We start from the raw sequence: 26,687 nt of genomic DNA, 5'->3' as shown, positions 1-26,687 counted from the left end.
CCGGGGCCCGGCTCCCCGAAGGAGAGCCGGGCCCCGGACGCGTCGCTCAGTCGGTGCAGGACGGTGTGTCGAAGTGCCCCGGGGTGCTCGGGAACGCCGCCCCCGCCCCCTGGTCCTTGTTGTCGCGCGGGTACACGTAGGACAACTCCAGGAAGGCGGAGGTGCCCGCCGTGGTCACGTCGCCGGCGCTGCGTCCGGCGCCCGTCGCCCAGGCCAGCCGGGTCAGGAAGTCCTGCATGGCCGGGCTGTGCTGGCGGATGTCGTTGAACCCGCCGTACGCCGAGTTGCAGTGGGTGAACAGGTTGTAGGCGCCGTTCCAGTCGAACAGCCGGTCACCGTTGTTCGGCCCGTTCTGGGTCACGTTGCCCTGGAGCACGTCCCGGTCCCAGCCGCCGTAGATCCAGTCGGTGCCGTGGTGGTGCTGGTTGTCGGCGAGGACGTCGTTGTCCAGGTTGGTCGCCTCGAACCAGCGGCACGGGTCGACCGTGCCGGCCGCCAGGTCCACCGGCCAGGCTCCCGCCGCACAGTTGTCCGGGTAGGAGCCGCGCGGCCGGAAGTCCAGCAGGTCGGAGCCGAGCACCGCGGTGACCGCCGGGCCGCTGGTCGCCCCGGCCCCGCCGAACAGGTGGTCGACGTACTGGTCCTGGTCGCCCCGGGCGGCGGCGCTGAACACGCCGTTCACCAGGCACTGCGGGTTGGCCGCGTCGAGCGCCGGGTCGCAGCCCCTGCCGCCCCAGAGCACGTCCGAGCCCTCGCCGCCGAACACCTCGTCGCCGCCGCTGTCACCGTTGGCCACGTCGTCGCCGAAGCCGCCGTGGATGTTGTCCGCGCCGGCCCCGCCCCGGATGAGGTCGCCCGCCCCGGCCGTCAGCCCGGCGTACGGCATGGGCGCCGAGGTGGCGCTGCCGATCCAGGCGTCCCCGTCGGTGTCGTGCAACAGGTCCACCCGGCGGTCGTAGCCGCCGGCCCGGAACCCGGTGTACGTCTCCTGCGGCACCGAGGAGAGCGTCGCGGTGAAGCCCAGCGCCGCCACGTCGTCGGCGTTGAGGAACTGGTTCACCACGCCGCCCCGGTCGCCGAGGATGGCGTCCCGGCCGTCCTCGCCGTAGAGGCTGTCGGCGCCCAGCTCACCGAAGAGGTCGTCGTCACCGGCGCCGCCCCGGATCTGGTCGTCGCCGTCCTGACCCCAGGCCCCGTCGTTGCCGCCGTCGCCGTAGAGCTGGTCGTTACCGTAGGCGCCGGCCGGCTCGCAGGTGGACTGGGCGGTGGTGCAGAACCGGGTGGACGGGCCGGGCAGCGCCGGGTCGTGCGTCCGGGCCACCGTGGCGTCGGCCGGCACCGCGCCGGTCGGGTACCGCTCCGAGTAGACCCGCTCGACCGCCGTGCCGCCGGCCGTGGTCACCGTGCGCAGCAGCGAGCCGTTGTCGCCGAGCAGCACGTCGTCGGCGCCGTTGCCCTCGACGACGTCCCCGGTGTCCCGGAACCCGGCGGCCGCGCTGCCGCCGATCAGGTCGTCCTGCCCGGCGGGCGCGCCGGCGCCGACCAGGTCGGCGGTGGCCGCCGGGTCACCCGGCCAGCCCGGGTCGGGCAGCGGGGTGACCGCGGTCCGGCCCGCCGCGCCGAGAGCGGTGTCGCCGCGCAGCGCGTCCGCGCCGCCGTTGCCCTCCAGGTAGTCGCCGTCGCCGTCGCCGGTCAGCGCGTCGTCGCCGTCCTGACCCCAGAGGGTGTCGACGCCGTCGCCGCCGCTGATCCGGTCGGCGCCGAACCGGTTGGCGGTGGCCGCCGCCCGGTCCAGCAGCACCACGATCCGCGGGCCGAACGGGTTGCCGTCCGCCCCGAGCCGGACCGTCACGGCCGTGGGCTGCTCACCGGGCAGCGGGCGGAGCATCGCGCCGTTGTCCCCGATGACCGCGTCGGAACCGGGTCCGCCGAACAGGGCGTCCGCGGTGTCCGGCTGGCCCGTCGTGGCCGCGCCGGTCCCGTCGTACGCGGTGCTGGAGCCACCGACCACGTCGTCGTCGCCGGCGTCGCCCTCGACCCAGTCGGAATCGGGGCCCCCCTCGGCGAAGTCGGCGCCCGCGTCGGCGTGCACCCGGTCCGGGCCGCCCTGGCCGAAGATGACGTCGTCGGCGTCGCCGCCGGAGATGAGGTCACCGCCGCCGGTGCCGGCCGCCGGGGTGAACCCGAGGTCGAGCAGGGTGACCTTGCGCGACGGCACGGTCCGCGCCTGGGTGACCCGGGTCGCGTCGGCGGTGGCCGGCGTGAACCGGGCGTTGTCCCCGGCGATCAGGTCGGCGTCGCCGTCACCGAAGAGCTGGTCCCCGGTGTCCGGGCGGCCGGTTCCGGCGACGGGCTCCTGGGCGGAGCCGCCGACGATCTCGTCCTTCCCGATGCCGCCGTGGACCACGTCGGCGCCGTTGTTGCCCTCCAGCTGGTCGTCCCCGCCGTCACCGTCGACCCGGTCGGCACCGAGCCCGCCGTACGCGACGTCGCCCTCCGGCCCGCCGGAGAGCACGTCCCCGGCGCCGGCGGCCGGCACGTCCCCGGCCAGGTCCAGCGGGTACGGTCCGACGTCACCGATGCGCGGGGTGCCGTTGTCGCCGACGATCCGGTCGGCGCCCTCCTCGCCGTAGACGAAGTCCCGGCCGTCGGTCACGCCGGCCACCCGCCCGCCGCCGTAGAGCACGTCGTCGTCGGGGCCGCCGAGCACCTGGTCGTCGCCCTCGTCGCCCTCGGCGGTGTCCACGCCGGTGCCGCCGTACAGGCCGTCGTCGCCGATGTTGCCGAAGAGCAGGTCGACCCCGTCGTCGCCGTGCAGCTGGTCGACGCCCGGGCCGCCCCAGGCCCGGTCGGCGCCGCCGCCCAGGTGCAGGGTGTCGTCGCCGAGCTGGCCGCAGGCCCGGTCGTCGCCGCCGCCGAGGTCGGCCCGGTCGTCGCCGCTGCCGGCGGTGACCACCTCGACCCCGGCCCCGCCGAGGATGAGGTCGGCCGAGCCCTGGTCGGTGGGGGCCGGCTGGTCGCCGGCGAGCGTGGCGTCGGCGCAGGTCTCGGCGGTCAGTCGCCGGTCGCCGAAGACGGTGGCCCCGCCGTCGCCGCCGACCACGTGGTCGCTGCCCAGGCCGCCGACGAGCAGCTTGGTCTGCGACTCGGTGCCGCCCGGCAGCGGCTGGTGGACGACCTGACGCGCCGGGCCGTACCCGTCGGTGCCGTCCGGGTCGCCCACGCTGGACGGCTCGGCGATCACGTAGTCCTCGTCCGGGCCACCGAACAGCTCGTCGGTGCCGTAGCCGCCGACCAGCACGTCGTCCCCGCCGTAGCCGTACACGTGGCCGGTCTGGCCGTTGGCCGAGTGGGACACGACCAGGTCCGCGCCGGCGCTGCCGTGCACGGTGTCCTGGCCGGCGCCGGTGTCGACCCGGTTGGTCAGCCCGGCGTCGCCGCTGCCGGGCGCGTCCGCGTCTGCCGGGACGGTGCTGCCGGCGGTGTGGATGGTGTCGTCGGCCTTGCCGCCGTTGAGGATGTCCGCGCCGGGGCCGCCGACGATGACGTTCGTCCCGTTCGGCCGGTCGTCGAGCACCACGCCGACGACGTCGTCGCCGCCGTTGCCGTAGACCGTGCTGGCGCCGTGCCCGACGGTGACGTGGTCGTCGGAGCCGGTGGTCTCCTCGGTCGGGTCCTTGAGCTTCGTCCAGTCGACCAGGCCGGTCAGGCTCTTGTCCCCGACCGAGGTGTGCACGGTCGTGGCGCCCGGGCGGTCGACCGCGCCGAGGTCGCTGTCGCCGGCCACCACGTCGTTGCCGTCGCCGGTGGTGACGGTGTCCTTGCCGGCGCCGCCCGCCACCCGGCTGACCTGGCCGGCCGCCTCGGCGGTGACGATCACGTCCTCGCCGCCGCGCCCGTCCACCCAGGCCGGGCCGGTGCCGGTGCGGATCTGGTCCTTGCCGTCCGAGCCGATGACCACGGCCGCCTTGTCGAAGGCGGAGGTCTTCGTGCCGTCGCCGCCGGTGTCACCGTCGCCCAGCAGCAGCACGGACATGGCGACCTTGTCCGCGTCGGCGACGCTGTAGCCCCGCCCGTCGACCACGACCCGGGTCAGGTTCGGGTCGAGGAACTCCTGCTTGCGACCGAGCGCCTCGACCGCGAAGCCGTCGAAGTCGGCGTTGTCGTCCGCGAAGTGCACCGCGTACACCTTGATCACGTCACCGGCGTAGGTGGGCTTGGTGTTGTCCCACGCGGTCTCGCCACGCTCGTCGTCCGTGCCGAACTTACCGGCGAAGACGACCAGGGTGTCCCCGACCGTGCCACCCAGCTCGGGTGGCTTCGGTGTGCAGTCGGGTTGCGCACGGAAGTCGAGCAGGGTGGCGTCGACAAGGGTGAAGTCAAAGGTCTTCGAGAACAGGAACAGGTCGATGGTGATGTAGACCTTGAGGAAGACCGAGAGCTGCCCGCTGGTGGTGAAGAGGCAGACCGGGTTCACCAGCAGCGCCTGGAGGAACTCGCTGGTGCGGAACTTCCCGTCGTTGTTCGGGTCGTTCCAGCTGAACCCGACGGTCAGCCGGATGCCTCCCTCGATGCCCGCCTTGACGATGAGCACGCTGACCTCGGCCCCCGCGGCGATCTCGCCGCGCAGGGTGACCACCGGGACGGCCTTGCCGGTGCTGTCGGCGGTCTTGAAGTAGAGGCCGTCGAGGAGGCTGACCGCGTCGAGGCCGGTGCCGTCGGTGGCGGCCTCCACGGCGTGCCGGATGCCCGCGGTGTCCAGGCCGGCGATGAACCGGGCGGTCACCGAGGCGCTGCCGGAGAGGGTGACCAGCACCGGCGGCGGGGCGTACACCGGGCCGAAGGACTGCCGCCAGCTGAAGCCGAGCGACAGCGGCCCGGAGTCGAAGCCGACCAGCTCGACGTCCTGCCCCATGAGCAGGCCGAACAGCGAGCCCGGGTTGTCGAAGATCGGGAAGCTGAAGCCGGTCTTCTGGGCGTTGGACTTCCCGTCGGAGCCCGCGGCGAACAGCTTCTCCCCGTCGTTGCCGGCGGCGCCGTCCACCGCGGACTTCACCTCGGCGGCGGTCTTCGCCTTCGTGAACGGGTCGTCCCGCTTGATCAGGCTCTCCGCGGACGCCGGCGACGCCTCGGTGGTGAGCGCCTTCGCCGGGTCGACGAGGAACTGGCCGAGCGGGATCGAGCAGCCGTCCTCGTCGTCGCAGTCCGGTATCCGGTTCACGAACGTCACCACGGCGCGGACGGTGTCGACGAAGTCGAGCTTCGGCCCGCCGGTGAGGGTGCTGAACGTCTTGGCGAGCCAGACCAGGGTGATGTCCGGCCCGCCGGTGGCCTTCGACAGGTCCGACAGCACCGGGATCGGCGCGTACAGGGTGTCGAGGACCGGCTGGAGCGGGCCGGTGACGGCCTTGAGCTTCTCCACCACCGGCTTGAGGATCTTGCTGAAGAAGGCGCCGGCGTCCAGCGCGATGTCGGTGAACGTCACCTGTAGGGGCGTGTTGACCCCGCCGCCGGTGGCGCTCAGCCCGCCCTGCTTGTGCTCCAGGCCCCACTTCAGGCCGAAGCGGGCGCTGATGCCGGGGAGGGCGGAGCCCACCTCGTCGCCGGCGTTGACCGCCGCCGCCAGCTTCCAGTCGATGTTCACCTGGGCGGTGAGGTCGGTGGCGAGCAGGGAGCCCAGGTCGGCGAACTCGGCGAGGGTGAGCTTGGCGTCCGGGTCGGCGGCGCAGTCCCCGGCCACCGCCGGGTCGAAGCAGCTCTTCTCCCCCGTCGAACCCTTCAGGTCGACCCCGAAGTACGCCCGCACGAGCGGCGCGGTGCCCTGTTTGGTGGCGTTCACCTGGATGAAGGCGAGCTGGGCGGCCAGGTCGCCGGTCATGTCGAAGGTGGCGCCGATCTGCACCTCGGGCGCGGTGTCCCCGTCGTGGGTGGGGACGTAGAAGCCCTCGTCCCGGTCGAGGACCAGGTCCAGGTGCAGCTTCCAGCCGAGCCTGGCCTGGATGCCGTCCGGGGCGCCCTTCTTGGCCTTCAGCGACAGGCCGGGGATGCCCAGGTCGAGCGGGACGTTCACGCCGAGGCACGTGTCGCTGTCGCTCGCGTTGGCGCAGCCGGCCGCGGCCGAGGGCGCGCCGCGCGAGGCGGTCAGCTTGATCCGGATGGACTGGAAGTCCTCCGGCTGGCAGGGGGTGGCCACCCCGCTGCGGCAGCCGACCACCGCGCTCACGCCCGGGTCGAGGTCGGCCAGCACGTCGTTGAGCCCGCTCTGCACGCCGGCGCTGTCGAGCGTGGCGTTCGCCAGCACCGGGCCGATGGCGGCCTTGACGTCCGCGCGCAGTTGGGCCACGAAGCGCTGGCCCTGTTGCAGGTCGTCGCCGACCAGGGGCAGCTTGCCGTCGAAGCTGGCCAGCCGCAGCGCGTCCTCCACCTTGGCCAGGTAGCCGTCGATGCCGACGTTGAAGTCGGTGAGCTTCAGCGACAGGTTGGCGAAGCAGGAGGTGAGGTCCGGGGTCTGCGCGTGCGGCGCCAGGTCCAGCCCCATGGTGAAGGTGAGCAGGTTCGTGGCGTCGGCGGGTTCGCAGTTGTCGACGAACAGTGGCGCGCGGGCGCAGACGGGGGTGGTCGCGCTGCCGACCCCGCCGCCGCAGTCCACGCCGGCGGTGGTGAACGTCGGCGTCAGGCCGAGCAGGTCGGTGACCGGCCCGTCGGCGGTGAGCCCGCCCAGGCCCACGCTGAGGTTCGCCTTGACGGTCGCGAAGTCGGGGTCCTTGCCGAGGTTGAGGGCGAGCGGGCCGACCCGGGCGGCCAGCGCCGCGTCGTCCACGCCACCCTTCACCGTCACCTTGGCCGAGGAGTTCTTGTCCAGCAGGGGCGCCGCGTTCAGCTTCAGCGGCAGCAGCAGGCCCAGCTTGGCCTGGGCGTCCACGTCGACGGCGAAGGTGCCGGAGCTGTCCAGGCTGACCAGGTCGCGCGCGCCGTCCCAGGCGAAGGCGAGCGGCCCGGCGGCGCGGACGTTGCGCTTCCAGTCCAGGCCTACCCGCAGGTACGGGCCACCGGCCCGCTCGTCCAGCGTGAACTGGATCCCGCTGTCCGCGCCGATCGCACCGTTGAGCTGGTCGAGGGCGTCCTGGAGGGTGTCCGGGGGCGCGGCGAGCAGCTTGTCCAGCGCGTCGGCAAGCTCGGGCCGCAGCGCGTACGCCGTACCGTCCGCGGGCTTCGGCGTGCCGGCCGCGTCGACCCGCAGGGTCTGGCCGTCCACCCGGTCCAGCACCCGGTACGCCTTGCTGCCGATCACCAGGGTCCGCCCGGCGAGCCGGGGGTCGAAGGCCGCGTCTCCGCTGCGGTTGGCGTCCTTGAGCCGGAAGTTCGTTCCGTCGGCGGCGAACGTGACGCCCTTGCCGACGCCGCTCTCGTCGGCGCCGAGGAGCTCGCGGGCCGAGCGGCCGAGCAGCGGGATCTCGGTGCTCAACGGCCCGCTGCCGCCGCCGGGCTGGGTGAGCGCGGCGTTGACCAGCCGCAGCGCCTCGATCACAACCGCGAAGAGGGCCTTCGGGTCGTCCGGGTTGAAGTCGACGGCGAAGATCCCGTCGAGGCTGCTGGTGTCCACCACCGGCTGCTCGCCGGCCTTCCAGCTCACGTCCACGCCGACGCCCTGGCCGAGGGCGCCGGTGGCGCCCGGCACGCTGACGGTGACCCGGCCGGTGGTCTTCACCGAGGAGGAGACGGCGAGCAGGTTGCCCGGCTCGGCCTGCAACCGGCGGAACAGCTCGCCGAGGCTGACGTCCTGCGCCTGCTTGAAGCTGACCTGGACCATCCGCTGGCCGGCGGCGGCCGGCCCGACGGCGAGGTCGCCGCCGAGCCGGACCTTGAGGAAACCGGCGGTGGCGAAGAAGTCGACAGCGGTGGCGATCGGGAAGTCGGCGGCGAACAGCGGCGTGGCCGGGTCGGTGCGCAGCAGCACCCGGTCGGCGTTGGCCTCCGGGCTGCCGAGGTCGTCGCGCAGGTCGAGCACGAGGGTGACCGCCGCGCTGTAGCGGGGCTTGACGGTGGCGAAGCTGGCCTGGGCGTTGGCGGCCCGCAGGCCGACCTTCTTGTCGCCGCCGGCCGGCTTGGTGAGCGTGCCGGCCAGTTCGACGGCGCCGATGTTCGGGCTGGAGCCGCTGATCACCCAGACGCTGTCCGGGCCGGGCTGGCCGCCGATCCAGTTCTCCGCCAGGGTGACCGTTGTGGCGGTGTTCGCCGCGATGGTCCCGGCCGAGGTGCCCGCCACGACCCGCTGGCCGACCAGCTCGTCGGGGGTGAACCGGTTCTGGCCGACGCTGAAGCCCTTGGCCGTGAAGGTGGCGCCGCGGCCGGAGACGGAGGCGGCGCCCGGGTCCAGCGGCACCGCCACGGTGGACTCCCGCTCCAGCTTCACCCGGAACACCAGCTTCTCGCCGGCGAAGGAGAGGTTGTCGACCGGCAGCCCTTCGGCGGCGAGCAGCGCGACGAGCTGCTGGATCGAGCTGAACCTCGGCTGGCCCGCCTTGGCCGGGTCGTCGGTGGCCGGGTCGAACTCCGGGTCGTCCGGCTTCGGGTGCACGTACTTCTTGAGGAAGCCGGTGAGCTTCTCGTTGACCTTCACAGCGTCGGCGAAGGTGCCCCGCAGGAAGGGCAGGCTCAGGTTGCCGGCCGGCCCGCTCTGCTGCACCCCGCCGAGCAGGGTGGCAAGCTGGGCCAGACCGGAGGCCAGGTCCAGCGGGCTCATGTTCCGGAACTTGGCGATGGTCTCGTCGAGGCCGGTGGTGGTGACGGTCGGGCTGCCCACGCTGATGTCGTTCCAGTCGACCTTCACGGTGGCGGCGACGGCGGGCAGGTCGAACGGGGCGCCGGCGGTGGCCGCGCCGAGGTTCACCTGGCCGTGCACGGAGCCGGGGCCCGGCTCACTCTCGGTGTCGGAGATCCGGCCACCACCGGAGTTGTCCAGGGCGACCTGGACGAGCCCGCCGAGGGAGCCGGCCGCGCCCAGCTCACCGGTCCCGGCCCCGGCACCGGTGTCGAAGGCGAGCCGGCCGTCGCCGTTGGGGTCGGTCACGGTGACCTTGACATGGGTACGGGCCGTGAGGGTGCTTCCGGCGGTGAGCGTGACGCCGAGGATGCCGACCGAGGCGGTGGCCTGGTCCAGGTCGGTGCGGAGGGTCGCCGCGGCGTCGACGTCGAGGCGCGGGGTGTCCCCGTCGCGGACCAGGTAGGTCTCCCCCGCGGCGGTGTGCCGGGCGCGCAGGTGCAGGGTGGCCCAGCCGGTGACGTCGACCGCCTTGGCGACGGTCACCCCGCCGACCGCCAGGTCCTTCGCGGTGGCCTGCCGCTTGGTGGTCACCAGCACGTCGAGCAGGTGGTCACCGCCGCTGGTGGTGACCGTGCTGGTCAACCGGGTGCCCCCGCCGAGGTCCACATCGTCCTTGGTGAGGCCGCCGGCCAGGGCGTCGGACGCCTTGCGGGTGAGCTTGTCGGTGTCCACGAGCGAGCCCGGGCTGACGCCGAGCAGCGGCAGCGGCTGGCCGAGCAGGCCGACCCGGGACAGCCCGCCCTCGGCCCAGGTGGCCGTGCGGGACATCAGGGCCTTGAGCGCGGTTTCCCAGGCCTCGTCCGCCTGGGCCGGCGCCGCCGTCCACACCAGGGCGAGCGCGGCGGTCACCACCGCCGCCGTCAGGCTGGCGAGCAGCCGTCGTAGAGCCACCATGAGCCACCTCTTCCTCGATGGCCGTCACCGACGGCGCTGGTCCCGCGCCAGCACATCGATCGCGGAGGAGACCCACAACTTCTGTGTCGAGATCGTGACAGAGCGTCAGGATGATCGGCTCACACCGTTTCGCCGACCGTCGTGACCGGACTGAGCAGTCAGCCAGAACCCCTCGGGGCGTGTAACGAAACGGCCGGCACCGACGCTGGTGATGGTCCCCGCACGCGGGCGCCGGCCGCCGGCCGGGGTCAGAACGGCGCGTCGACCGACAGCCGCCGCACCTGCGTCAGGTACGGGTCCAGCTCGCCCACCTCGAACCGGCAGGTGCCGATGACGTGCCAGAACTGGCCGCCCGGGTCGCCGTCCAGCTTGTAGCGGCCGTCCGGGCTCACCGCCGCCCAGCCGTCGGGCAGCCCGATCAGGGTGGCCCGCAGCTGGGCGTGCTCCGGGTCGGCGACGTCCCACAGCCGCACGGTCCCGTCGTCGCCGGCGCTGGCCAGCAGGCTGCTGTCCGGGCTGAACGCCACCGACCAGACCCGCCGGGTGTGTGCCGCCAGAGTGCCGTGCAGCCGGCTGGTGCCCGGATCCCAGAGCCGGATGACGAGGTCGTCGCCGGCGGTGGCGAGCAGGTTGCCGCTGGGGCTGAACGCGCAGGACCAGAGCCGGCCGGTGTGCTCGGTGAGCACCGTGCGCCGCTCACCGGTGAGCGCGTCCCAGACCACGGCGACGCCGTCGTTGCTGGCGCTGGCGAGCAGCGTCCCGTCGGTGTTGAAGGACACCGCGTAGACCCGGTCGGTGTGGTGTTCGAGGGTGAGCCGGCAGGTCGCGGTGGCCGCGTCCCAGAGCCGGACGAGCTGGTCGTCGCAGCCGGTGGCGATGGTCTCGCCGTCCGGGCTGAACGCCATGGCGCGCACCCGGCCCCGGTGCGGCGTGAGGGTGGCGAAGTGCCGGCCGGTACGCCGGTACCACAGCCGCACGGTGTCGTCGTCGTTGGCGGTGGCGAGGGCGTCGCCGTCGGGGCTGAACGCGGTCGCCCACACGTGGTCGGTGTCCACGTTGAGTTCCCGCTCGTCGAGGCCCGTCTCGGTGTTCCACAGGTGCACGCCGCCGTCGCCGCTCGGCGCGGCGACCAGCGACTCGCCCGGGCAGAAGACGACGGAGAGCAGCCGGTCGGCCGGGCTGGCGAGCTGCCGGACCAGCCGGCCGGTGCGCGGCTCCCAGAGCCGGACCACGCCGTCGTTGCCGCAGGCGGCCAGGACCTCGCCGTCGTCCCGGAAGGACAGCGCGGTGACCCGCCGGCCGTGCCCCCGCAGGGTGTGCTGGAGCTGCCCGGAGCGCACGTCCCACAGCCGGGTGGTGCCGTCGTTGCTGCTGGTCGCCACCTGGGCCTGGTCGGGCCGCCAGACCACCGGCCAGACCGAGCCGCGGTGCCGGGTCAGCTCGTGCCGGAGCTGGCCGTCGGCGCTGTCCCAGAGCTGGATCGCCCCGTCGCTGGCGGCGGTGGCCAGGACGCTTCCGTCGGCGTTGAACCGGACGCTGTAGATCGCGCCGCGCTGCCGGCCGAGCACCCGGACCGGGCGGCCGGTCTCCAGCTCCCAGAGCCGCAGCGCGCCGTGGGTGTCGCCGGTCGCCATCAGGGTGCCGTCGGGGTGGATGTCGAGGGCGTACACGTCGGCCTCGTGGCCGCGCGGCTGGCGCAGCAGCTCCCCGTCGGTGGCCCGGCGGATCCACACCCGCCCGTGCTGGCCGACCGCGGCCAGCAGCCGGCCGTCGGGGCTGTGCACCACCCGGTAGACCACCTCCGGCTCGCGCACCTCGAAGGCGAGCCGGCCGGAGGGGATGTCCCAGCCCCGCACCACGCCGGCGCTGTCGACCACCACGACCCGCCGGCCGTCCGGGCTGAACGAGGTGCCCCAGATCGGCGCGGCGTGGCCGGGCCACTCCTGCCGCAGCCGGGCCGTCCGGGTGTCGTAGAGGCGGACCACGCCGGCCGCGTCGCCGACCACCAGCCGGCCGCGCGCGCCGTCGGTGAGCATCGGCCACACCCAGCCGTCGAAGACGTCCTCGATGACGTGCCGCACGTCGCCGTGGTCGGCGTCCCAGAGCCGCACCGTGAGGTCGGCCGCTCCGGTCACCAGCTGGTGCGAGGCGGCGTCGAAGCGGACCGCGTAGACCCGGCCCCGGTGGCCCTGGAGGGTCCGCACCGGCAGCCCGGCGGCGGTGTCGCAGATGAGCACACCGCCGTCGTCGCTGCCCACCGCGAGCACCGACCCGTCCGGGCTGTACGCCACGGGCACGGGCAGCCGGCCCACCTCGAAGCCGTACGCGACGCCCACGGCGGGCGGGGCCAGGCCCGGCGCGACCGGACGACCCGGGGCAACCACGGCGCCGCGCAGCTCCGGCGCGCGCAGCAGCGCCGCGTCGGCGCTCACGTCGATCAGCGCCGTCCGGTGCCACCTGCTGCCGGTGATCCGGGCGCCGCGCAGGTCGGCGCGGAACAGCCGGGCGCCGGCCAGCTCCGCGTCGCGCAGGTCCGCCCCGGCGAGGCGGGCCTGGTCCAGGCGGGCGCCGCGCAGCCGGGCGTGCTCCAGCCGCGCTTCGGTGAGGTTGGTGGCGACCAGCCGGGTGTCGGTCAGGTCGGCGCCGGTCAGGTCCGCCCCGGCGAGTTCCCGGTGGGACAGGTCCTCGCCGCGCAGCACCGCGCCGCGCAGGTCGGCCCGGTCGGGCAGCCGCAGCCGGGCGCTGAGCCGCAGCGCGTTGGCCCGGACGGTCTCCCCGGCCGCCTCGTCACCGAGCACCCGGGCGGTCCAGGCCGTGCAGCGGGCCGGGTCGGCGAGGTCGCCGAGGAACTCGACGGTCAGCGCGGACAGCGGACGCACCGCCAGCGCGGCCGGCTCCTCCCCCCGGTTGAGCTGCTCGGCCACCCCCTCGGCGACCAGCCACTCCATCACCGAGGTGTGGATGAACCCGAACAGCCCGTCGTCGGTGCGGACCAGCAGGCTGCCGGCGCCCACCGCGTGGATCGCCTGCGGCCCGGACAGCCGGGAGTCGGCCAGCCCGGCGAGCTGGCCGGCGGCCTCGGCCAGCTCGGCCAGCCGCAGGTAGGACTCGCCGCTCTCCCAGAGCTGGAAAGCCAGCCGGCTCACCGCGTGCCACAGCTCGGGCCGGCGCAGGCTCACCGGCGCGCCCGGGATGCCCTGGGTGCGGCGCTCCTCGAAGTCCAGCCAGGACTCCAGGATCTCCCGGTAGAGCGCCGCCGCGCTGAACGTGCCGCCCGCACCGGCCACGGCGGCCAGCCGCCCCTCGTCGAGGTTGGCGATGAAGCCGAGCATCCGCGGGTTGCGGGAGAGGCCGAGCAGGTCCTTCACGCCGGCCAGCAGGTCCAGCCGCTCGCGGGCGGCCCGCTCGTCGCCGCCGTAGCGGTGCCGCAGGAACGTCTCGATCTGGCCGGGGGTGAAGTCCTCGATGGCCAGCACCCGGCGGTGCGGCAGCAGGCCCACCCGCTCGCCCAGGGCGGTCAGCACCTGCGAGTTGGTCTTGAAGTGCTGGGTCCGGCTGCTCACCACGATCTTCGCGTGGCCCTCGGCCGCCTGGAGCAGCGTCTCCAGGTGGTCGGCGGCCCGGTCGTAGGTCACCCGGGCGACCAGCTCGTCGAAGCCGTCGAAGAGCAGCACGATCCGGCCCTGCCGGAGCATGTAGCGGAACGCCTTGAGGTCGATCACCTGCTCGCCGTGGTTGGCCAGGTGCGCGGCCACGAGCCCGTCGACCGAGTGCGCCTTGTCCAGCGCGCGCAGCTCCACCAGGATCGGGATGAGGTCGGGGGCGGCCGTGGGCAGCCGGCGGGCCACCTCGCGCAGCGCGAAGGTCTTGCCCCGGCCGAAGTCGCCGAGCACGAGCACGAACCGGCCGTCCGGCGCGGAGATCAGCTCCAGCAGCTCGTCCACCACGTCCTCGCGGACCCGCTGGTCGGCGCCGACCAGGTGCCGGTAGCGCTGCGGGACGTACTGGCCGGGTGGGTAGAGCCGGTCGGCCTGCAGTCGGGCGGTCTGCGCGGCGACGTAGTCGCGCAGGTCGAGCAGGCCCTGGAACTCGGTCAGGTGGAGCAGCCGCACCCCGCGCCGCTGCGCCGCCTCGGCCAGCCCGCGCGGCACCCGGTCGCCGTCGTAGACCAGCTCGGACGGGATGTCCGGGTCGGTGGCGTGCACCCGCCGGGCGAAGCCGTCGACGTCGGCCGCGGACGGCGTGCCCACGTGCGCCCCGACCCGCTGCTGCCGGACCACCCCGTCGGCCCGGTAGGTGACGTAGAGGTGCGGCGGGTCGGCCTGGACGCGGCGGACCACCACCCGGTCGTGGCGGGCCTCGCAGACCTCGGCGAGCCGGTCGAGCAGGCGCTCCAGCGGGGCGGGCGCGGGCACGGCCGGGACCGCCGGCGGGTCCTCGGCGGAGCCCTGGGTGGGCCCCTCCACCACGGTGGGCAGCCGCGGGTCGGGCACCTGGGCGGGGCCCGCCGCGCCGAACGTCGCGTCGGCGCGCGGCCAGCTCAGCCGGGTCGGCTCGCCCACGTCGTGCCGGTCGTCGCGGCCGAGCACCCAGCGGGTCATCCCGTCGGCGGCGAGTCGCAGCACCTGGGCCCGGCCGTCCCGGGAGGCGGTGGCCAGCGGCACCACCGGGTCGACCCGGGGGCCGGGCGTGGCGTCGGCGAGCAGCAGGTTGAGCATCGGGCCGACCAGCCGGTTGAACGAGCCGCGGTCGCGCAGCGACACCCCGTCGGGCACGGCCATCTCGTCGGCGTACGGGGTGCGCGGGCCGGGGGCGTGCGCCATGGCGCCGAGCCGGAGCCACCCGGACTGCTGGTAGTGGCGCAGCCGCTGGGCGAACCAGGTGGACTGGGCCTCGCCGAGGAAGCCGTACCGGTCCTCCTCGCGGTGGGTGATGGCCACGGTGGAGTTCAGCCCGGCCACCACGACCCGCAGGTCCGGCACCGGGAAGAGCGTCCACGGCTGCTCGCTGTCGAAGATGCGGTCGTCGAGGCCCTGGTAGAGCTCGTCGAAGAGGCGCGCGTAGTGCCGCCACTTCGGCCAGTACGGCGGCTGCGGGTCGACGTCGTCGGCCTCGCAGGTGGCGAAGTAGGCGCGGCTGGCGGCCATGGTGACGTCACGCGGGCCGGGCACCACCACCAGGCGGTGCGGCTCCAGGCCGAGCAGCACCCGCAGCCCGGTGAGGAAGCTCAGCGCGTCGGAGAACTCCCGGGGGCTGCCCGACTCGGTCAGGTTGCCGGCCACCACCAGCAGGTCCGGCCGCGGCACCCCGTCGTTCAGCAGCAGCGTGAGGTCGCCCATCAGGTGTTCCTGCAGCTCGCCCGGCGTGACCGGCGCGCCCGGCTCGATCACCCCGCGGCCGAAGCGCGGCCCGGCGACCTGGAGCACGGTCACGGCGCCGCGCGCCGTCGGCACGGCCGCGGCGGCCGGCGGGAACGGCGGCGGGTTGATCGGGGTACGCCGGGCGCGGCGCGGCGCGGGCGCGCCGGTGGCGGGCGCGGCGAGCACCCCGGCCGGGTCGGCGGGATGGTGCGGGAAGGCCGGCTGCCGCATCGGCTTGGCCCGGCCGTCGAGCGCCTCCCGGATCCGGTCGAGCACCCGGCCCCGCGCCTGCGCCGGATCATTCACGCCAACCAGGTCGACGTAGGTGATGGTGGCGAGCAGGCCGTCGATCGGGCAGTCCTCGACCCGCACGGTGACCAGCTTGTTGCCGGTGCCGTCGGGGTCGGCGCGCAGCGCGGCCTGCCATTCGAGCTTGCCGTAGGTGGAGTGCAGGTAGCGTTCGGACAGCACCGCCACGACCACCTCGGCCTCGCGGACCCCCCGGTCCATGAAGTCGATGAAGTTGGTGCCGGCCACGAAGTCCCACGCCTGGAGCAGGGTGCGGTAGCCGGCCGCCTCGAACTCCCACGCCAGCCAGGTCGCCCAGCGCTCGTCGGCCGGCGAGTAGCTGATGAAGAAGTCGATGGGGCGGTCGGACCGGGTCGGGTGCGCGCCTACAGCCACCCGATCATTATGGCCACTGACCGTCAATCCGTGGACACCCACGGCAGCCGCCGGGCCGCTCGCGTCGGGCCGGTCCGGCCGGGCGGGGGTGTGCGAGGATCATCGCTCGTGGAGACCGTGGGCGAGCCGCCGTCCGCCGCACCGGACCGATCCCGCTGGGGCCGGCTGCACGTCCTGGACTGGATCGCGCTGGGCCTGGCCGTGGTGGGCGTCGTCTGCGTCCTGACCGGACTCCTCCCCCGGGCCGACGCCGAGGCCACCGTACGCCGGATCGTGCCCATCCTGATCTTCCTCGGCACGGTGGTGGTGCTGGCCGAGCTGACCGCGGTGGCCGGGGTGTTCGACGCGCTCGCCGCCCGGGTGGCGATCACCGCCCGGGGCAGCTACCGGGCGCTGTTCTGGCTGTGCGTCGGGTTCGCCTCGGTGACCACCATCGCGCTCAACCTGGACACCACCGCCGTCCTGCTCACCCCGGTGATGATCGCCCTGGCCCGCAAGCTGGGCGTGCCGCCGACCCCGCTGGCGATGACCACCGTGTGGCTGGCCAACACGGCCAGCCTGCTGCTGCCGGTGTCCAACCTGACCAACATCCTGGCCAGCGACCGGATCGGCCTCGAGCCGGTGCCCTGGGCGGCCCGGATGTGGTGGCCGCAGCTGGTCGCCATCGTGATCACGATGCTGCTGCTGTGGTGGTGGTACTGGCGGCCGGCCCGCGCGGGCGCCGACCCGTTCGTCCCACCGCCGCCGCACGTGCCGCCGGACCGGGCGCTATACCGCACCGCGCTCGCCGCCTGCCTGCTCTTCGTCGCCGGGATCCTGGCCGGGGTCGAGATCGGACTCGCCTCCGGGGTGGCGGCCGCGATCCTGGTCGCCGGGTTCGCGGTGCGCGCCCGGGGCAGCCTCCGGCTCGCGCTGGTGCCGTGGCGGCTGCTGGTCTTCGTGACCGGGCTGTTCCTCGTGGTGCAGACCATCGGCCGGCACGGCCTGGACACCGTGATGGGCACGCTGATCGGCGCCGACCCGGGCGCGGAGGGCGCGCTGCGGGCCGGCGGCGTCGGCGCGCTCTTCGCCAACGTGGTCAACAACCTGCCCGCGTACGTGGCCGGCGAGGCGGTCATCGCCGCCGACCGGCACACCCAGCTGCTCGCCCTGCTGGTCGGCACCAACGTCGGCCCGCTCGCCACGCCGTGGGCCTCGCTGGCGACACTGATCTGGTACGAGCGCTGCCGGGCCGCCGGGGTGTCCGTGCCGCTGGGCCGGTTCGTGGCCACCAGCGCCGCGCTCGCCGTGCTGGCCACCGCGGCCACGGTGGCCGCCCTGCTGGTGGGTCCGTGACCCTCGCGGTCACCATCGTCCACGCCTGCCGACGGGCGGGGCGGGGTGGGAGCCCGACGGCGGTGGTGGACGAGGCGTCGTTGACCGACGCCGAACGTCGCGCGGTGCCGGTCGCGGCCGGCACCTCGCACGCGGTGTTCCTCGGCACGGGCAGCGACGGGGCGGTGTCGCTGCGGTTCTTCACCGCCGCCGGGGAGCTGCCGGCCTGCGGGCACGGCACGGTGGCGGCGCTGGCGGTGCTCGCCGACCGGGCCGACACCCGGGCGTACGAGACCGTCCTGCGGTCCGGCGACCGGACCTTCCTCGGCCGGGCCACCCGGAGCGCCGGCTGCTACGAGGCCACCTTCGACCCCGGCCCGGTCGAGCTGCGCAGCCCCACCCCGACCGAGCGCGCAGCGGTGCTGTCCGCCCTGGGCATCCGCGCCGACGCGCCGTGCCGGGTCGCCTCGGTGGGCCGGCCACGGCTGCTGGTGCAGGTCCCCGACCGCGCCGCCCTGGCGGAACTGGTCCCGGACCTGACCCGCCTGAGGGAGGCGTGCGAGCGGCTGGGCCTGCTGGGCTGCTACGTGTTCAGCACGCCGGACGGTGACGGGCGGGCCGCGGCCCGGATGTTCGCCCCCTCGATCGGGGTGCCGGAGGACATCGCCAACGCCAACAGCACGGCCTGCCTGGCCGCCCACCTCGCCGAGCACCGCGGGTCCGCGCTGGCGGTGGACATGGGCGACGCGCTCGGCCAACCCTCAACCGTGATCGCCACTGCCCGAACCGGCCGGAACGGTACGCTGGTGCGGGTCGGCGGCACCGCGGGGATCACCGGCAGGCTCGCCCTCGGCTGAGCCGGCAGGCCACCCCCGCGCGGCCCTTCTCAGCCGGCGTCATGCGGGCGCCTCAGCCGTGTTCTCGCGTCGAACCACCGGCCAACCGCCGTCGGCTGATCAGCCGACGGCTGCGCCTGCTGCTCGCGCTTGGCCCGCTCCGGCACGCCGCCCGCGTACCAGGCTGGCATCACCGGGCCGGCGGCGGGCCCGGCGGCGAAGACGAAAATGGCCGCCGGAAATCCGGTACGGCCGCGCCCGGGGAGCGGGCTACCGTGCGCGGATGAGCGACGCACCGACCCTGCACTTCCACACCGACCCGGCCGAGTTCCTTGCGGCGGCCGGTGACCACCTGGCGGCGAACCCCGTGGTCGGCACGGTGGTGGCCACCGTCGCGCATCGGCAGATGGCCCGGCGGGCCGACGGGATCGCGCCGCCCGAGGACGACTGGTGGCTGGTGGTCCGGGACGCCTCCGGCGAGGTCGTCGGGGCCGGCATGCGGGCGGCGCCCTTCGCGCCGCGCCCGCCCTACCTCCTGCCGATGCCCGACGAGGCGGCCGTGGCGCTGGCCCGGGAGTGGCACGAGCGCGGGGAGGAGGTACGCGCCGTCAACGGCGCGCTGCCCGCGGTGCGGCGGTGCGCGGCGGAGGTGGCCCGGCTCGGTGGCGGTCGGGTCGAGGTCGCGCAGCACACCCGGCTGCACGAGCTGGGTGAGCTGGTGGCACCGGCGCGGGTACCCGGCTCCCTGGCCGTCGCGACCGAGGACGACGTCGACCTGGCCGCCGAGTGGTTCGAGGCGTTCATGGCCGACGCCGACGAGCAGGCGGGCCGCCCGCGCGGGGTCAGCGCGCACGAGACCCCCGACCACGCCGAGCTGCTGCGCCGGATCCGCGGCGGACGGCTGTGGTTCTGGACCGACGAGGCGGGTCGGCGGGTGCACCTCACCGCCGCCAACCCGCCGTCGTTCGGCGTGGCGCGCATCGGCCCGGTGTACACCCCGCCGGAGCAGCGCGGGCACGGCTGGGCCAGCAACGCCGTGGCCGAGGTGTCCGGGCTTTTGCGGGCCGAGGGGGCGCGGGTGTGCCTGTTCACCGACCAGGCCAACCCGACCTCGAACCGGATCTACGCCAAGCTCGGCTTCCGGCCCGTGGTCGACATGGCCAACCTGGTCATCGTCCCCTGACGCCGACCCGGGCCGGCCGGCTCCGCGCACCGGGGTCGGCCGTCGGCACCGGGATCAGCCGGCGAGGTCGAGAGCGGCCAGTCGCTCCGGGTCGGCGATCACGTCGATGGCGGCGATCCGCCCACCGGTCACCGTGAACGCCATCACCGACAGCGGCCGGCCGGCCGCGCTGACCAGCACCCCGGCGGCGCCGTTGACCAGCACCGGCCGGGCGAACGGCGAGAACCGGCCGAACGTGGTGGCCTGCGCGGCGACCACCCGCGCGCCGGTGAGCACGGTGGAGTGCCGGGCCCGGGCGGTCCCGCCGTCGGAGCGCAGCACCACGTCGGGGTGCAGCACGGCCACCAGCCCGTCGAAGTCACCCTCCCGGGCGGCGGCCAGGAACGCGTCGACCACCTCCCGCTGGCGAGCCAGGTCCGGGTCGGGCGCGGGCGCCTGGCCGCGGACCCGGCGGCGGGCACGGCTGGCGAGCTGCCGGGCGGCGGCCGGCGACCGGTCGACCAGCGCGCCGATCTCCTCGAAGGGCACGCCGAACATGTCGTGGAGCACGAAGGCGAGCCGCTCGCTCGGGGTGAGGGTGTCCAGGACCACCAGCAGCGCCAGCCCGACCGAGTCGGCCAGCACCGCGGCGTGCGCCGGATCGCCGTCCGCCCCGGTGACCTCGACGACCGGGTCGGGCAGGCGTACGTCGAGGGGGTCCTCGCGGCGGGCGGCGCGCGCCCGCAGGGTGTTCAGGCAGACCCGGGCGACCACCGTGGTCAACCAGGCGGCCAGGTTGTCGACGTCGGCGGTGTCGGCGCGGGCGAGCCGCAACCACGTCTCCTGCACGGCGTCCTCGGCCTCGCTCACCGAGCCGAGCATCCGGTAGGCCACCGCCCGCAACTGCGGCCGCTGCTGCTCGAACCGTTCGGCCAGCCAGGTGTCCTCGCCCATGTCCCCATCCTTCCTCGCGGGTTCCGGTTGACCGACCCCGGCCGGCCCGCCCGTGTGACCGGAGGTGACGCCGCTCACTCCGGTCACACCTGCCGCCTCCCGCGGGTCGAGCCGGTGAAGCCGAAACGAAGCGGCTCTTCGACACGGAGGACGACATGAACGCACCCATCCTGGTCACCGGCGGCACCGGCACCCTCGGCCGGCTGGTCGTGCCCCTGCTGCGCGAGGCCGGCCACCCGGTGCGCGTGCTCAGCCGCCACGGGGGCCGGCCCGGCGACGGCGTCACGCACGTGACCGCCGACCTGCTCACCGGCGAGGGCATCGATCCGGCGGTACGCGGAGTCGGCACCGTGCTGCACCTGGCCGGCGGCCCGAAGGGCGACGACGTGGCCACCCGCCACCTGGTCGACGCCGCCCGGCGCGCCGGCGTGGGGCACCTCGTGCACATCTCGGCAATCGGGGCGGACCGGGTGCCGCTGGCCTGGCTGCGGTCCAAGCGGGACGCCGAGCGGGCTGTCGCCGCGTCGGGCGTGCCGTGGACGACGATCCGCGCCGCCCAGTTCCACGACCTGGTGCTGACGATGGTGGAGAAGATGGCGAAGCTGCCGGTCGTACCGGTCCCCGGCGGGCTGCGGCTGCAGCCGGTCGACGCCCGCGAGGTGGCGGAACGGATGGTCGCGCTGACGCTGGGTGCACCGGCCGGCCTGGTGCCCGAACTGGCTGGCCCTCGCGTGTACGGCCTGGACGAGCTGGTCACCGGTTACCTGGCGACCGTGGGCCGGCGGCGGCTGCGGCTGCCGGTCCGCCTGCCGGGCAAGGCTGGCCGGGCGTACCGGAACGGGGACAACCTGGCCCGCCCCGACGCCACCCTCGGCGTGCGCACCTGGGAGGCGTTCCTGGCCGAGCGGCTGGGGCAGACGGCGGCCGGTGTTCGCGGCTGACCGGTCCGCTGACCGCGCCGATCGGGACCGGGATCCCGATCGGCGCAGCGCGGATCTCCGATGTCAGCCCAGGTGCCGGGCGAAGAACCGCAGCGTGCTGTCCAGCTCGAAGGCCGGGATCTCCCCGTGTCTACCGGGGTTGGCGTGCAGGCTCTTCTCGGTCGACGCCAGGGCGTCGAACAGCGCCAGGGCCTGGGCCCGCGGCACCCGCTCGTCGTCCCACTGCAGCAGGAACTCCACCGGGACGGTGATCCGCGCGGCGGCCTCCGCCGAGGCCAGCGCCCCGCCCAGACCGAGCACCGCGGCACGGACCCGCGGTTCGGCGGCGACGAACGGAACCCCCAGCCCGCAACCCAACGACACACCCCAGTAGCCCACCGGACCGGGGCCCACGTACTCGAGATGCTGGACCGCGTCCAGGACCGCGCGCCATTCCGGGACGGTCCGGCGGGCCACGAGCGCCTGGAAACCCGCGATCAGCGGGGCCAGGTCCTCGCCGGCATCCGCGCGAGCCTGGTTCTCGGTCGCGATCCGGTTGAGCTCGTCGTCCTTCGGCCGGTCACCGTGGCCGGGCACATCCACCGCCGCAACCGCGAAACCACGATCCGCGACGAAGCGGCGTGCACGGGCCAGAATGCCGGGGGCCTTCTTGTGCTGACCGCCGCCGTGCCCCATCAGGATGAGGGGACGGGCGCCGGTGGCACCTTCCGGCGTCCACAGCACGCCGGGAATGTCGCCGAGGGTGAAGAGCTGTTCGGAGATGCCGTCGAACGACGTTTCAGAAGTGAAGCGCACAGCGTTTCCAAGCCTTTCGGAATGCCTTCTGCGGGCACTCCCTAGGCCATGCAAGGGAGGGAGCCCCGACCTGTCACAGCGTTGATCGGTCTCACCTCCTCAGTTCGCAGTAGCGCACAGCGACGCAGAAGCTATCACAAGGGGTGGCGCGGCGAGGTGGGGTGCTGTCTACTCCTCGCCTGTGGTGGAACAGCCGTGAGCGTCCTGAGTCCGTGCCCGGCTGAACGCGTCGAGCCGATCGTGGTGGAGGAGATGACCGCCGAAGGCCTGACCCGGCCCGATCCGGACGACTGGCGCTCCGCGGACGGCCCGCCCTACGGCTACCACATCCAGTCCGATGAGCAGGTCGAAGAGACGCGGGCCGCCGTCTAGCTTCAGGGAGTCCACCGGAATGCGGCCGTACAGGGCGAGAACCAGGCGTCCACTCAGGGCCGGTCGGCACCGGCACGTCGAGGTCGGGCGCGGCGGCGACCGCGGCTCAGAAGGCGGTCGACCGCTCGTCGATCAGCCGCAGGAGATCGGGAAACTCCAGGGGCTTGTCCACCCCGGCTGTCTAGCACCGCGCTCCGGCAACCGGACAGCGATTTTCATCGCTGGCGGGCGGGGCAGTTGTTGCTCGTCAGCGTGACGCTGTACTCGGTGTCGTCCTGGGTGATGCCCGAAGGTGAGCCGTCGAACCAGGTTTCGACCTTCTCCCAGCCCCGGTGCTGCTCGTAGTGCAGGTGTGGCGCGCCGGAGTCGCCGGTGCTGCCCACCCGCCCGAGCTGCTCACCACGGGCGACCCGCTGTCCGGCCCGGACCAGCGGCGGTTCGAGCAGGTGCAGGTACTGCGTCTCCCATTTGCCGCCGTGGTCGATCTTCACCCAGTAGCCTCCGCCCCGACCGCGCGGACCCTTCGGGTTCTCCGGGGTACGCCCACCCAGCGACCCGTTGATCCCCGCCACGGTGACCGTGCCGTCATGCGACGCGAGCACCGGCCGCCCCCACGCCTCGCCCGCTGTGGGAAACAGGTCGACGTCGAAGTCGTCGTGGCCGGGATAGGTGCCCAGCCGCCAGGTCTCGCCGCACGACACGGGGAGCTGGAACGGCGGGCGCGGGCCCGGCGGCAACAGCAGCGGCACGACGAGCACGGCGAGGGCGAGTACGGCCGCGACCGCGCCGACCGCGAGCCCGACGCGCACCGCGCGCCGCCGGTCACGGCGTCTGGATGGCTGCCCGGTCGTCATCGCCCCGAGCATGGCAGACACCGACGAGAATCGCGGGACGCAGCGAGGGCACCGGGGTCTGGCCGTTTACGCCGAGCACGGCTGGGCAGCGCAGCCTCTGACGATCCGGTGGCGGGTGGCGGCTCTCGCGCTGCGCCCGCCGAGGCTCACCAGCCGACGGTGGTGAGGCTGATGGGGGTGAGCTGGCGGACCTGCGGCTCGATCCACTGTGCGGCGGTGACCAGCTTGACCAGCCGGTCGATGGTCTCCGGCGGGCCGGCCAAGAAGCTGCGCCGGTCGGCCGGGCAGCCGTAGCGGTCGTCGAAGGAGCCCCCGTCGAGGGCCCGGACCGCCATGCCGGCCTCGGCGGCGAGCAGCATCCCGGCCGGCAGGTCGACCGCCTCGGGGCGGTAGCCGACGATGCCGTCGATGTCGCCGCGGGCCAGCATCACCCAGGACAGCAGCGGCGCCCACAGTTGCAGCACCCGCCGCGCGGTGGTGTCGAGCACCACCTTCAGGGCGCGGGCGGTGCTGTCGTCGCGGGCCACCCCGTGCCCCTGGGTCCAGGCCAGCACCGGCGCGGTCGGCACCGGCCGGCGGGGCGCGTGCAGCGGGCGGGCGGCCGGGCCGGACTCGTGCACGAAGGCGCCCTGCCCCCGCACGGCGGACCAGGTGCGGCCGGCTACCGGGTCGTGCACCACGCCGAGCACCGGCGAGCCGCGGTCGCAGAGGGCGATCCCCACCACGTACGCGGCCAGCCCGATCGCCACGTTGTTGGTGCCGTCGAGCGGGTCGACCAGCCAGGCCCAGGTGTTGTCGGCGGCGTACTCGCCGCCCTCCTCGGCGATCACCCCGTGCTCCGGCCAGCGGGCGCGGATCCGGTCGACGATCAGCCGTTCGGCGGCCAGGTCGAGGTCGGTGACCAGGTCACCGGAGTCGTTCTTGGCGCGGGCGTGCAGCTCGCCCCGGGTGCCCCGGCGCAGCAGGCGCCCGGCCGCCTGGGCCACCTCCACCGCGAACCGGTGCGCGTCGCGCAGCTCGGGCCCGTCTCTGTTCGGGTCCACGTCCATGGCTCCTCCAGCCGGTCAGCCCCGTGCCACCAGTCGCGCGATGTCCCGCGCCATGCGCGCCGTCTCGGCCGCGTCGCAGCGGTCCCGGCGGATCCGGTGGCTGCGCCCGTCCACCGCGCCGAGGCTCAGGTCGCACACACCGGGCGTGGTCCGGCCGAGCGCCACGGTCACCGCCGGCTCGCCGGCGCCGACCTCCGAGGTGTGGAAGCCGCCGGCGCGCAGCGCGTACGAGTCGCCGGCGGAGTGCGTCTCCACCGTGGCGGTCACCGCGGTGACCAGCCGGTCGGTGGCCGCCATCTCGTCCACGTCGCCCCGGCTGTGCACCTCGTAGATGCGCCACGACGGGTCGGTGGGGTCGTCGGTCACCTCGATCAGCTCGTTGCGGACCGTGCCGTGCAGCACGTGGCTGAGCAGGTCCCAGCTGTGCGAGTGCATGGTCGAGGTGGTCGGCTGCACCGGCGGCGGGTCGGCCGGCCAGGCGTGCACGCAGATCCCGTCGGAGCCGGTGCGTTCCACCGGCAGGCAGGTGAAGCCGAGCGGGTGCCGGACGGCCAGCAGCGGCCGCCGTCCCTCGGCGACGTCGTCGAGGACGTCGAGCACCCAGCCGCGCAGCAGTTCCGGGCGGGCGCCCCGGTCGATCTCCCGTTCGAGGTCGGCGTAGGTCATCATGCGTACGGGTTCCTCGCCTGGATGGCCCGGCTCACGATGTCGGCGACCTCGCGGTCGCCGAAGGACCGGGGTAGCGGCAGCCCGAGCGCGGCGAACAGCTTGCGGACCTGCTCGACGGAGGGCTCGTCGTCCAGTTTCACCGTCGCGGCCGCCTCGATGGGCACCCGCCGGCTCTGCTTGCGGCTGTAGTCCAGCTCGATGTTGAACCGGTTGTAGTAGAGCTCCCGGCGGTCGATCCGCAGGGCGGGTGTCTGCGGGTTCTCCTGGGTGATGATGACGCACGACGACGAGAGGTCGTAGCGGAAGGTGGTCATCTGCGCGGAGAGCCGGACCTCGACGGTGAGCAGCCCGGACCGTTGCAGGTGCCAGCAGCCCGCGAGCACGGTCGCGTAGGACTCCTTGCGGGTGCGGTCGACGGTCCAGCGCTCCCCCGGCGCGTCGGGGTCGAGGCTGCGCCGGAACCGCGCGTAGCGCTCGCAGACGTCTTCGTCGGTCGGGTCGATGATCTCGATGGCGAAGCTCAGGGTGGCGTTGCGCCGGCGGGCGTGCTCCAGGCACTGCGGCAGGGTGACCGCTCGGGTGAAGGTGCCGGTGCCGCCCTTGAACGCCCACGAGTCGGTGTGCTGGCGGGCCTCGGCGAGGGCCCGGCCGACCTCGCTGCCGTGCAGCACCCGCACCATGGAGACGCTGTCGATCGCCTCGCGGGCCCGGTTGAGCGCCCCGTCCGGGCCGGTGATCTCGTGCATCTGCGGGACCAGCTCGGTGAGCCGGTCGCGGGTGGCCCGCATGACCTCCCGCACCTCCTGCTGGGCGGTCTCCCGGCGCAGCCGGTCGCGCAGCACGGCCTGGGCGAGCACGGCGAGGACCAGCAGGATGGCGCTGTTGACCACGTCCTGGCTGACCGTGTTGGTCAGGCCGAGAACGGCCACGGTCACGGCCAGGACCAAGCCGATGAACGCGTCGAGATTGTTGACGACCCAGGTGAACAGGCGCGCCATGACATCCCCCGGTCGACGACGGAACCCTCATGATAGCCCGTTGTCAATCTCGGCATCACGCGCTGTTCGGGCGCTCCGTACCCCTGGGTGACGGCGCCTCCGCCGTCCGCCGGGCGGCGCAGATCAGCGACCCGCCGAGCCCCGGCGCGACCCGGGCCAGCAGCCGGGAGGCGACCCACCGTCCACCGGGGAGCCGCCAACCGACCTCGTTGGACCGGATGGCCAGCGGCGTGAACCCGGCCCGGCACAGCACCCGCCGCAGCAGCGAGGCGGTGAACGGCCGGATGTGCAGCCAGAGGTACGGGTGCAGCGGGTCGACCTGGCGGGGCGCCCGGCCGGCGAGGAACGCCAGCCGGTCCTGCGCCGGCGCCAGGTTGGGCGTGGTCAGCACGAGCAGGCCGCCCGGGGCGAGCACCCGGTGGCACTCCCGCAGCAGCGCCAGGGGGTCGTAGACGTGCTCGATCAGCTCGCCGGTGAGCAGGCCGGCGAAGCTGCCGGCGCGGAACGGCAGGCCGCGGGTGGCGTCCAGGCAGACCGGCAGGGCCGCGCCGCCGGCGGCCCGGCGGGCCGCGCCCAGCGCGGTCTCGGCCATGTCGGCCACCACGAGCGGGCCGGGCAGCGCCGCCGGGTCGAGCATGCCGCGCGGGCCGCAGCCCAGCTCCAGCACCGGCCGGCCGCCGGGCACCCCGTCGACCATCAGCCGGGCGGCGACCGCGCGGCGGATCCGGTGGTACGGGTCGTCGACGTACCCGTTGACCTGCGCGCCGTCGTGGTAGCTGCGCCGGTTGGCGCGGCGGCCGTGCGCCTGCGCGCTGCGCGACGAGGTCCCGGTCGGCGGCTCGGCCATCGCACCCTCCACTGCGGTCGTCGCCCCCGTCGGCGGCGCCCGCCCTCCAGCCTCGCACCGCTCCCGGCCCGGGGCGCGGAAATCCACCCCGGATACGCCGACGCGGCGACCGGTGGTCCGGTCGCCGCGTCGCA

At 74.5% G+C, this 26,687-nt stretch carries 14 protein-coding genes; 5 read left to right on the top strand and 9 right to left on the bottom strand.

Going from position 1 to position 26,687, the window contains the following annotated elements:
- Positions 1-46 precede the first annotated feature (46 nt).
- Together RMN56_RS25130 and RMN56_RS25125 are read right to left on the bottom strand one after the other, a co-directional pair.
- Positions 47-9,718, bottom strand: a complete 9,672-nt coding sequence (locus RMN56_RS25130) for a calcium-binding protein (protein ID WP_313720028.1) — start codon at positions 9,716-9,718, stop codon at positions 47-49.
- A gap of 248 nt (positions 9,719-9,966) precedes the next feature.
- Positions 9,967-15,762 (bottom strand): WD40 domain-containing protein, encoded by a 5,796-nt coding sequence (locus tag RMN56_RS25125; RefSeq protein WP_313720027.1) that lies wholly within the window; start codon positions 15,760-15,762, stop codon positions 9,967-9,969.
- 108 nt (positions 15,763-15,870) lie between these two features.
- Between RMN56_RS25125 and RMN56_RS25120 the strand changes: the two genes are divergently transcribed.
- The 3 genes from RMN56_RS25120 to RMN56_RS25110 all read left to right on the top strand — a co-directional run bounded on the left by RMN56_RS25120 (position 15,871) and on the right by RMN56_RS25110 (position 19,095).
- Positions 15,871-17,097, top strand: coding sequence for an ArsB/NhaD family transporter (locus RMN56_RS25120; RefSeq protein WP_313720026.1), 1,227 nt, complete (start codon positions 15,871-15,873; stop codon positions 17,095-17,097).
- The gene (locus RMN56_RS25115; RefSeq protein WP_313720024.1) at positions 17,094-17,933 is read left to right on the top strand and encodes a PhzF family protein; all 840 of its coding nucleotides are present in this window, start codon (positions 17,094-17,096) and stop codon (positions 17,931-17,933) included. Before RMN56_RS25120 ends, RMN56_RS25115 begins: the two co-directional genes overlap by 4 nt.
- A gap of 262 nt (positions 17,934-18,195) precedes the next feature.
- Entirely contained in the window at positions 18,196-19,095 is a 900-nt protein-coding gene (locus RMN56_RS25110) for a GNAT family N-acetyltransferase (protein WP_313720023.1), read from the top strand.
- A gap of 54 nt (positions 19,096-19,149) precedes the next feature.
- Here RMN56_RS25110 and sigJ read toward each other — a convergent pair whose 3' ends face one another.
- The gene (gene sigJ / locus RMN56_RS25105; protein ID WP_313720021.1) at positions 19,150-20,028 is read right to left on the bottom strand and encodes an RNA polymerase sigma factor SigJ; all 879 of its coding nucleotides are present in this window, start codon (positions 20,026-20,028) and stop codon (positions 19,150-19,152) included.
- 155 nt (positions 20,029-20,183) lie between these two features.
- Here sigJ and RMN56_RS25100 point away from each other — a divergent pair, with 155 nt between their 5' ends.
- Entirely contained in the window at positions 20,184-20,969 is a 786-nt protein-coding gene (locus RMN56_RS25100) for an SDR family oxidoreductase (protein ID WP_313720019.1), read from the top strand.
- Between the two features lie 63 nt (positions 20,970-21,032).
- On the opposite strand, the gene RMN56_RS25095 is transcribed toward RMN56_RS25100, so the two are convergent.
- Positions 21,033-21,764: a dienelactone hydrolase family protein gene (locus tag RMN56_RS25095; RefSeq protein WP_313720018.1), complete on the bottom strand. Its 732-nt coding sequence runs from the start codon at positions 21,762-21,764 to the stop codon at positions 21,033-21,035.
- A 195-nt stretch (positions 21,765-21,959) separates the two neighbouring features.
- Here RMN56_RS25095 and RMN56_RS25090 point away from each other — a divergent pair, with 195 nt between their 5' ends.
- Positions 21,960-22,136 carry a hypothetical protein gene (locus RMN56_RS25090; protein ID WP_313720017.1) on the top strand — a complete coding sequence of 59 codons (177 nt, stop codon included), beginning with the start codon at positions 21,960-21,962 and terminating at the stop codon, positions 22,134-22,136.
- Positions 22,137-22,351: 215 nt separating this feature from the next.
- On the opposite strand, the gene RMN56_RS25085 is transcribed toward RMN56_RS25090, so the two are convergent.
- The 5 genes from RMN56_RS25085 to RMN56_RS25065 all read right to left on the bottom strand — a co-directional run bounded on the left by RMN56_RS25085 (position 22,352) and on the right by RMN56_RS25065 (position 26,553).
- A complete protein-coding gene (locus RMN56_RS25085) occupies positions 22,352-22,990 on the bottom strand; it encodes a M23 family metallopeptidase (protein WP_313720016.1) in 639 nt (212 codons plus the stop codon).
- Positions 22,991-23,136: 146 nt separating this feature from the next.
- Positions 23,137-24,039, bottom strand: a complete 903-nt coding sequence (locus RMN56_RS25080; protein WP_313720015.1) for an inositol monophosphatase family protein — start codon at positions 24,037-24,039, stop codon at positions 23,137-23,139.
- Positions 24,040-24,054: 15 nt separating this feature from the next.
- Positions 24,055-24,708, bottom strand: coding sequence for a hypothetical protein (locus RMN56_RS25075; RefSeq protein WP_313720013.1), 654 nt, complete (start codon positions 24,706-24,708; stop codon positions 24,055-24,057).
- The gene (locus RMN56_RS25070) at positions 24,705-25,706 is read right to left on the bottom strand and encodes a hypothetical protein (RefSeq protein ID WP_313720012.1); all 1,002 of its coding nucleotides are present in this window, start codon (positions 25,704-25,706) and stop codon (positions 24,705-24,707) included. The genes RMN56_RS25075 and RMN56_RS25070 overlap by 4 nt, the downstream gene beginning before the upstream one ends.
- Before the next feature lie 55 nt (positions 25,707-25,761).
- A complete protein-coding gene (locus RMN56_RS25065; protein WP_313720010.1) occupies positions 25,762-26,553 on the bottom strand; it encodes a class I SAM-dependent methyltransferase in 792 nt (263 codons plus the stop codon).
- Between the last annotated feature and the right edge of the window lie 134 nt (positions 26,554-26,687).

The sequence above is a fragment of the Micromonospora halotolerans genome, from assembly GCF_032108445.1.
Lineage (GTDB): Bacteria > Actinomycetota > Actinomycetes > Mycobacteriales > Micromonosporaceae > Micromonospora > Micromonospora halotolerans.
Note: the sequence above shows the minus strand (reverse complement) of the source record. Positions and strands in the feature narration are given on the sequence as shown.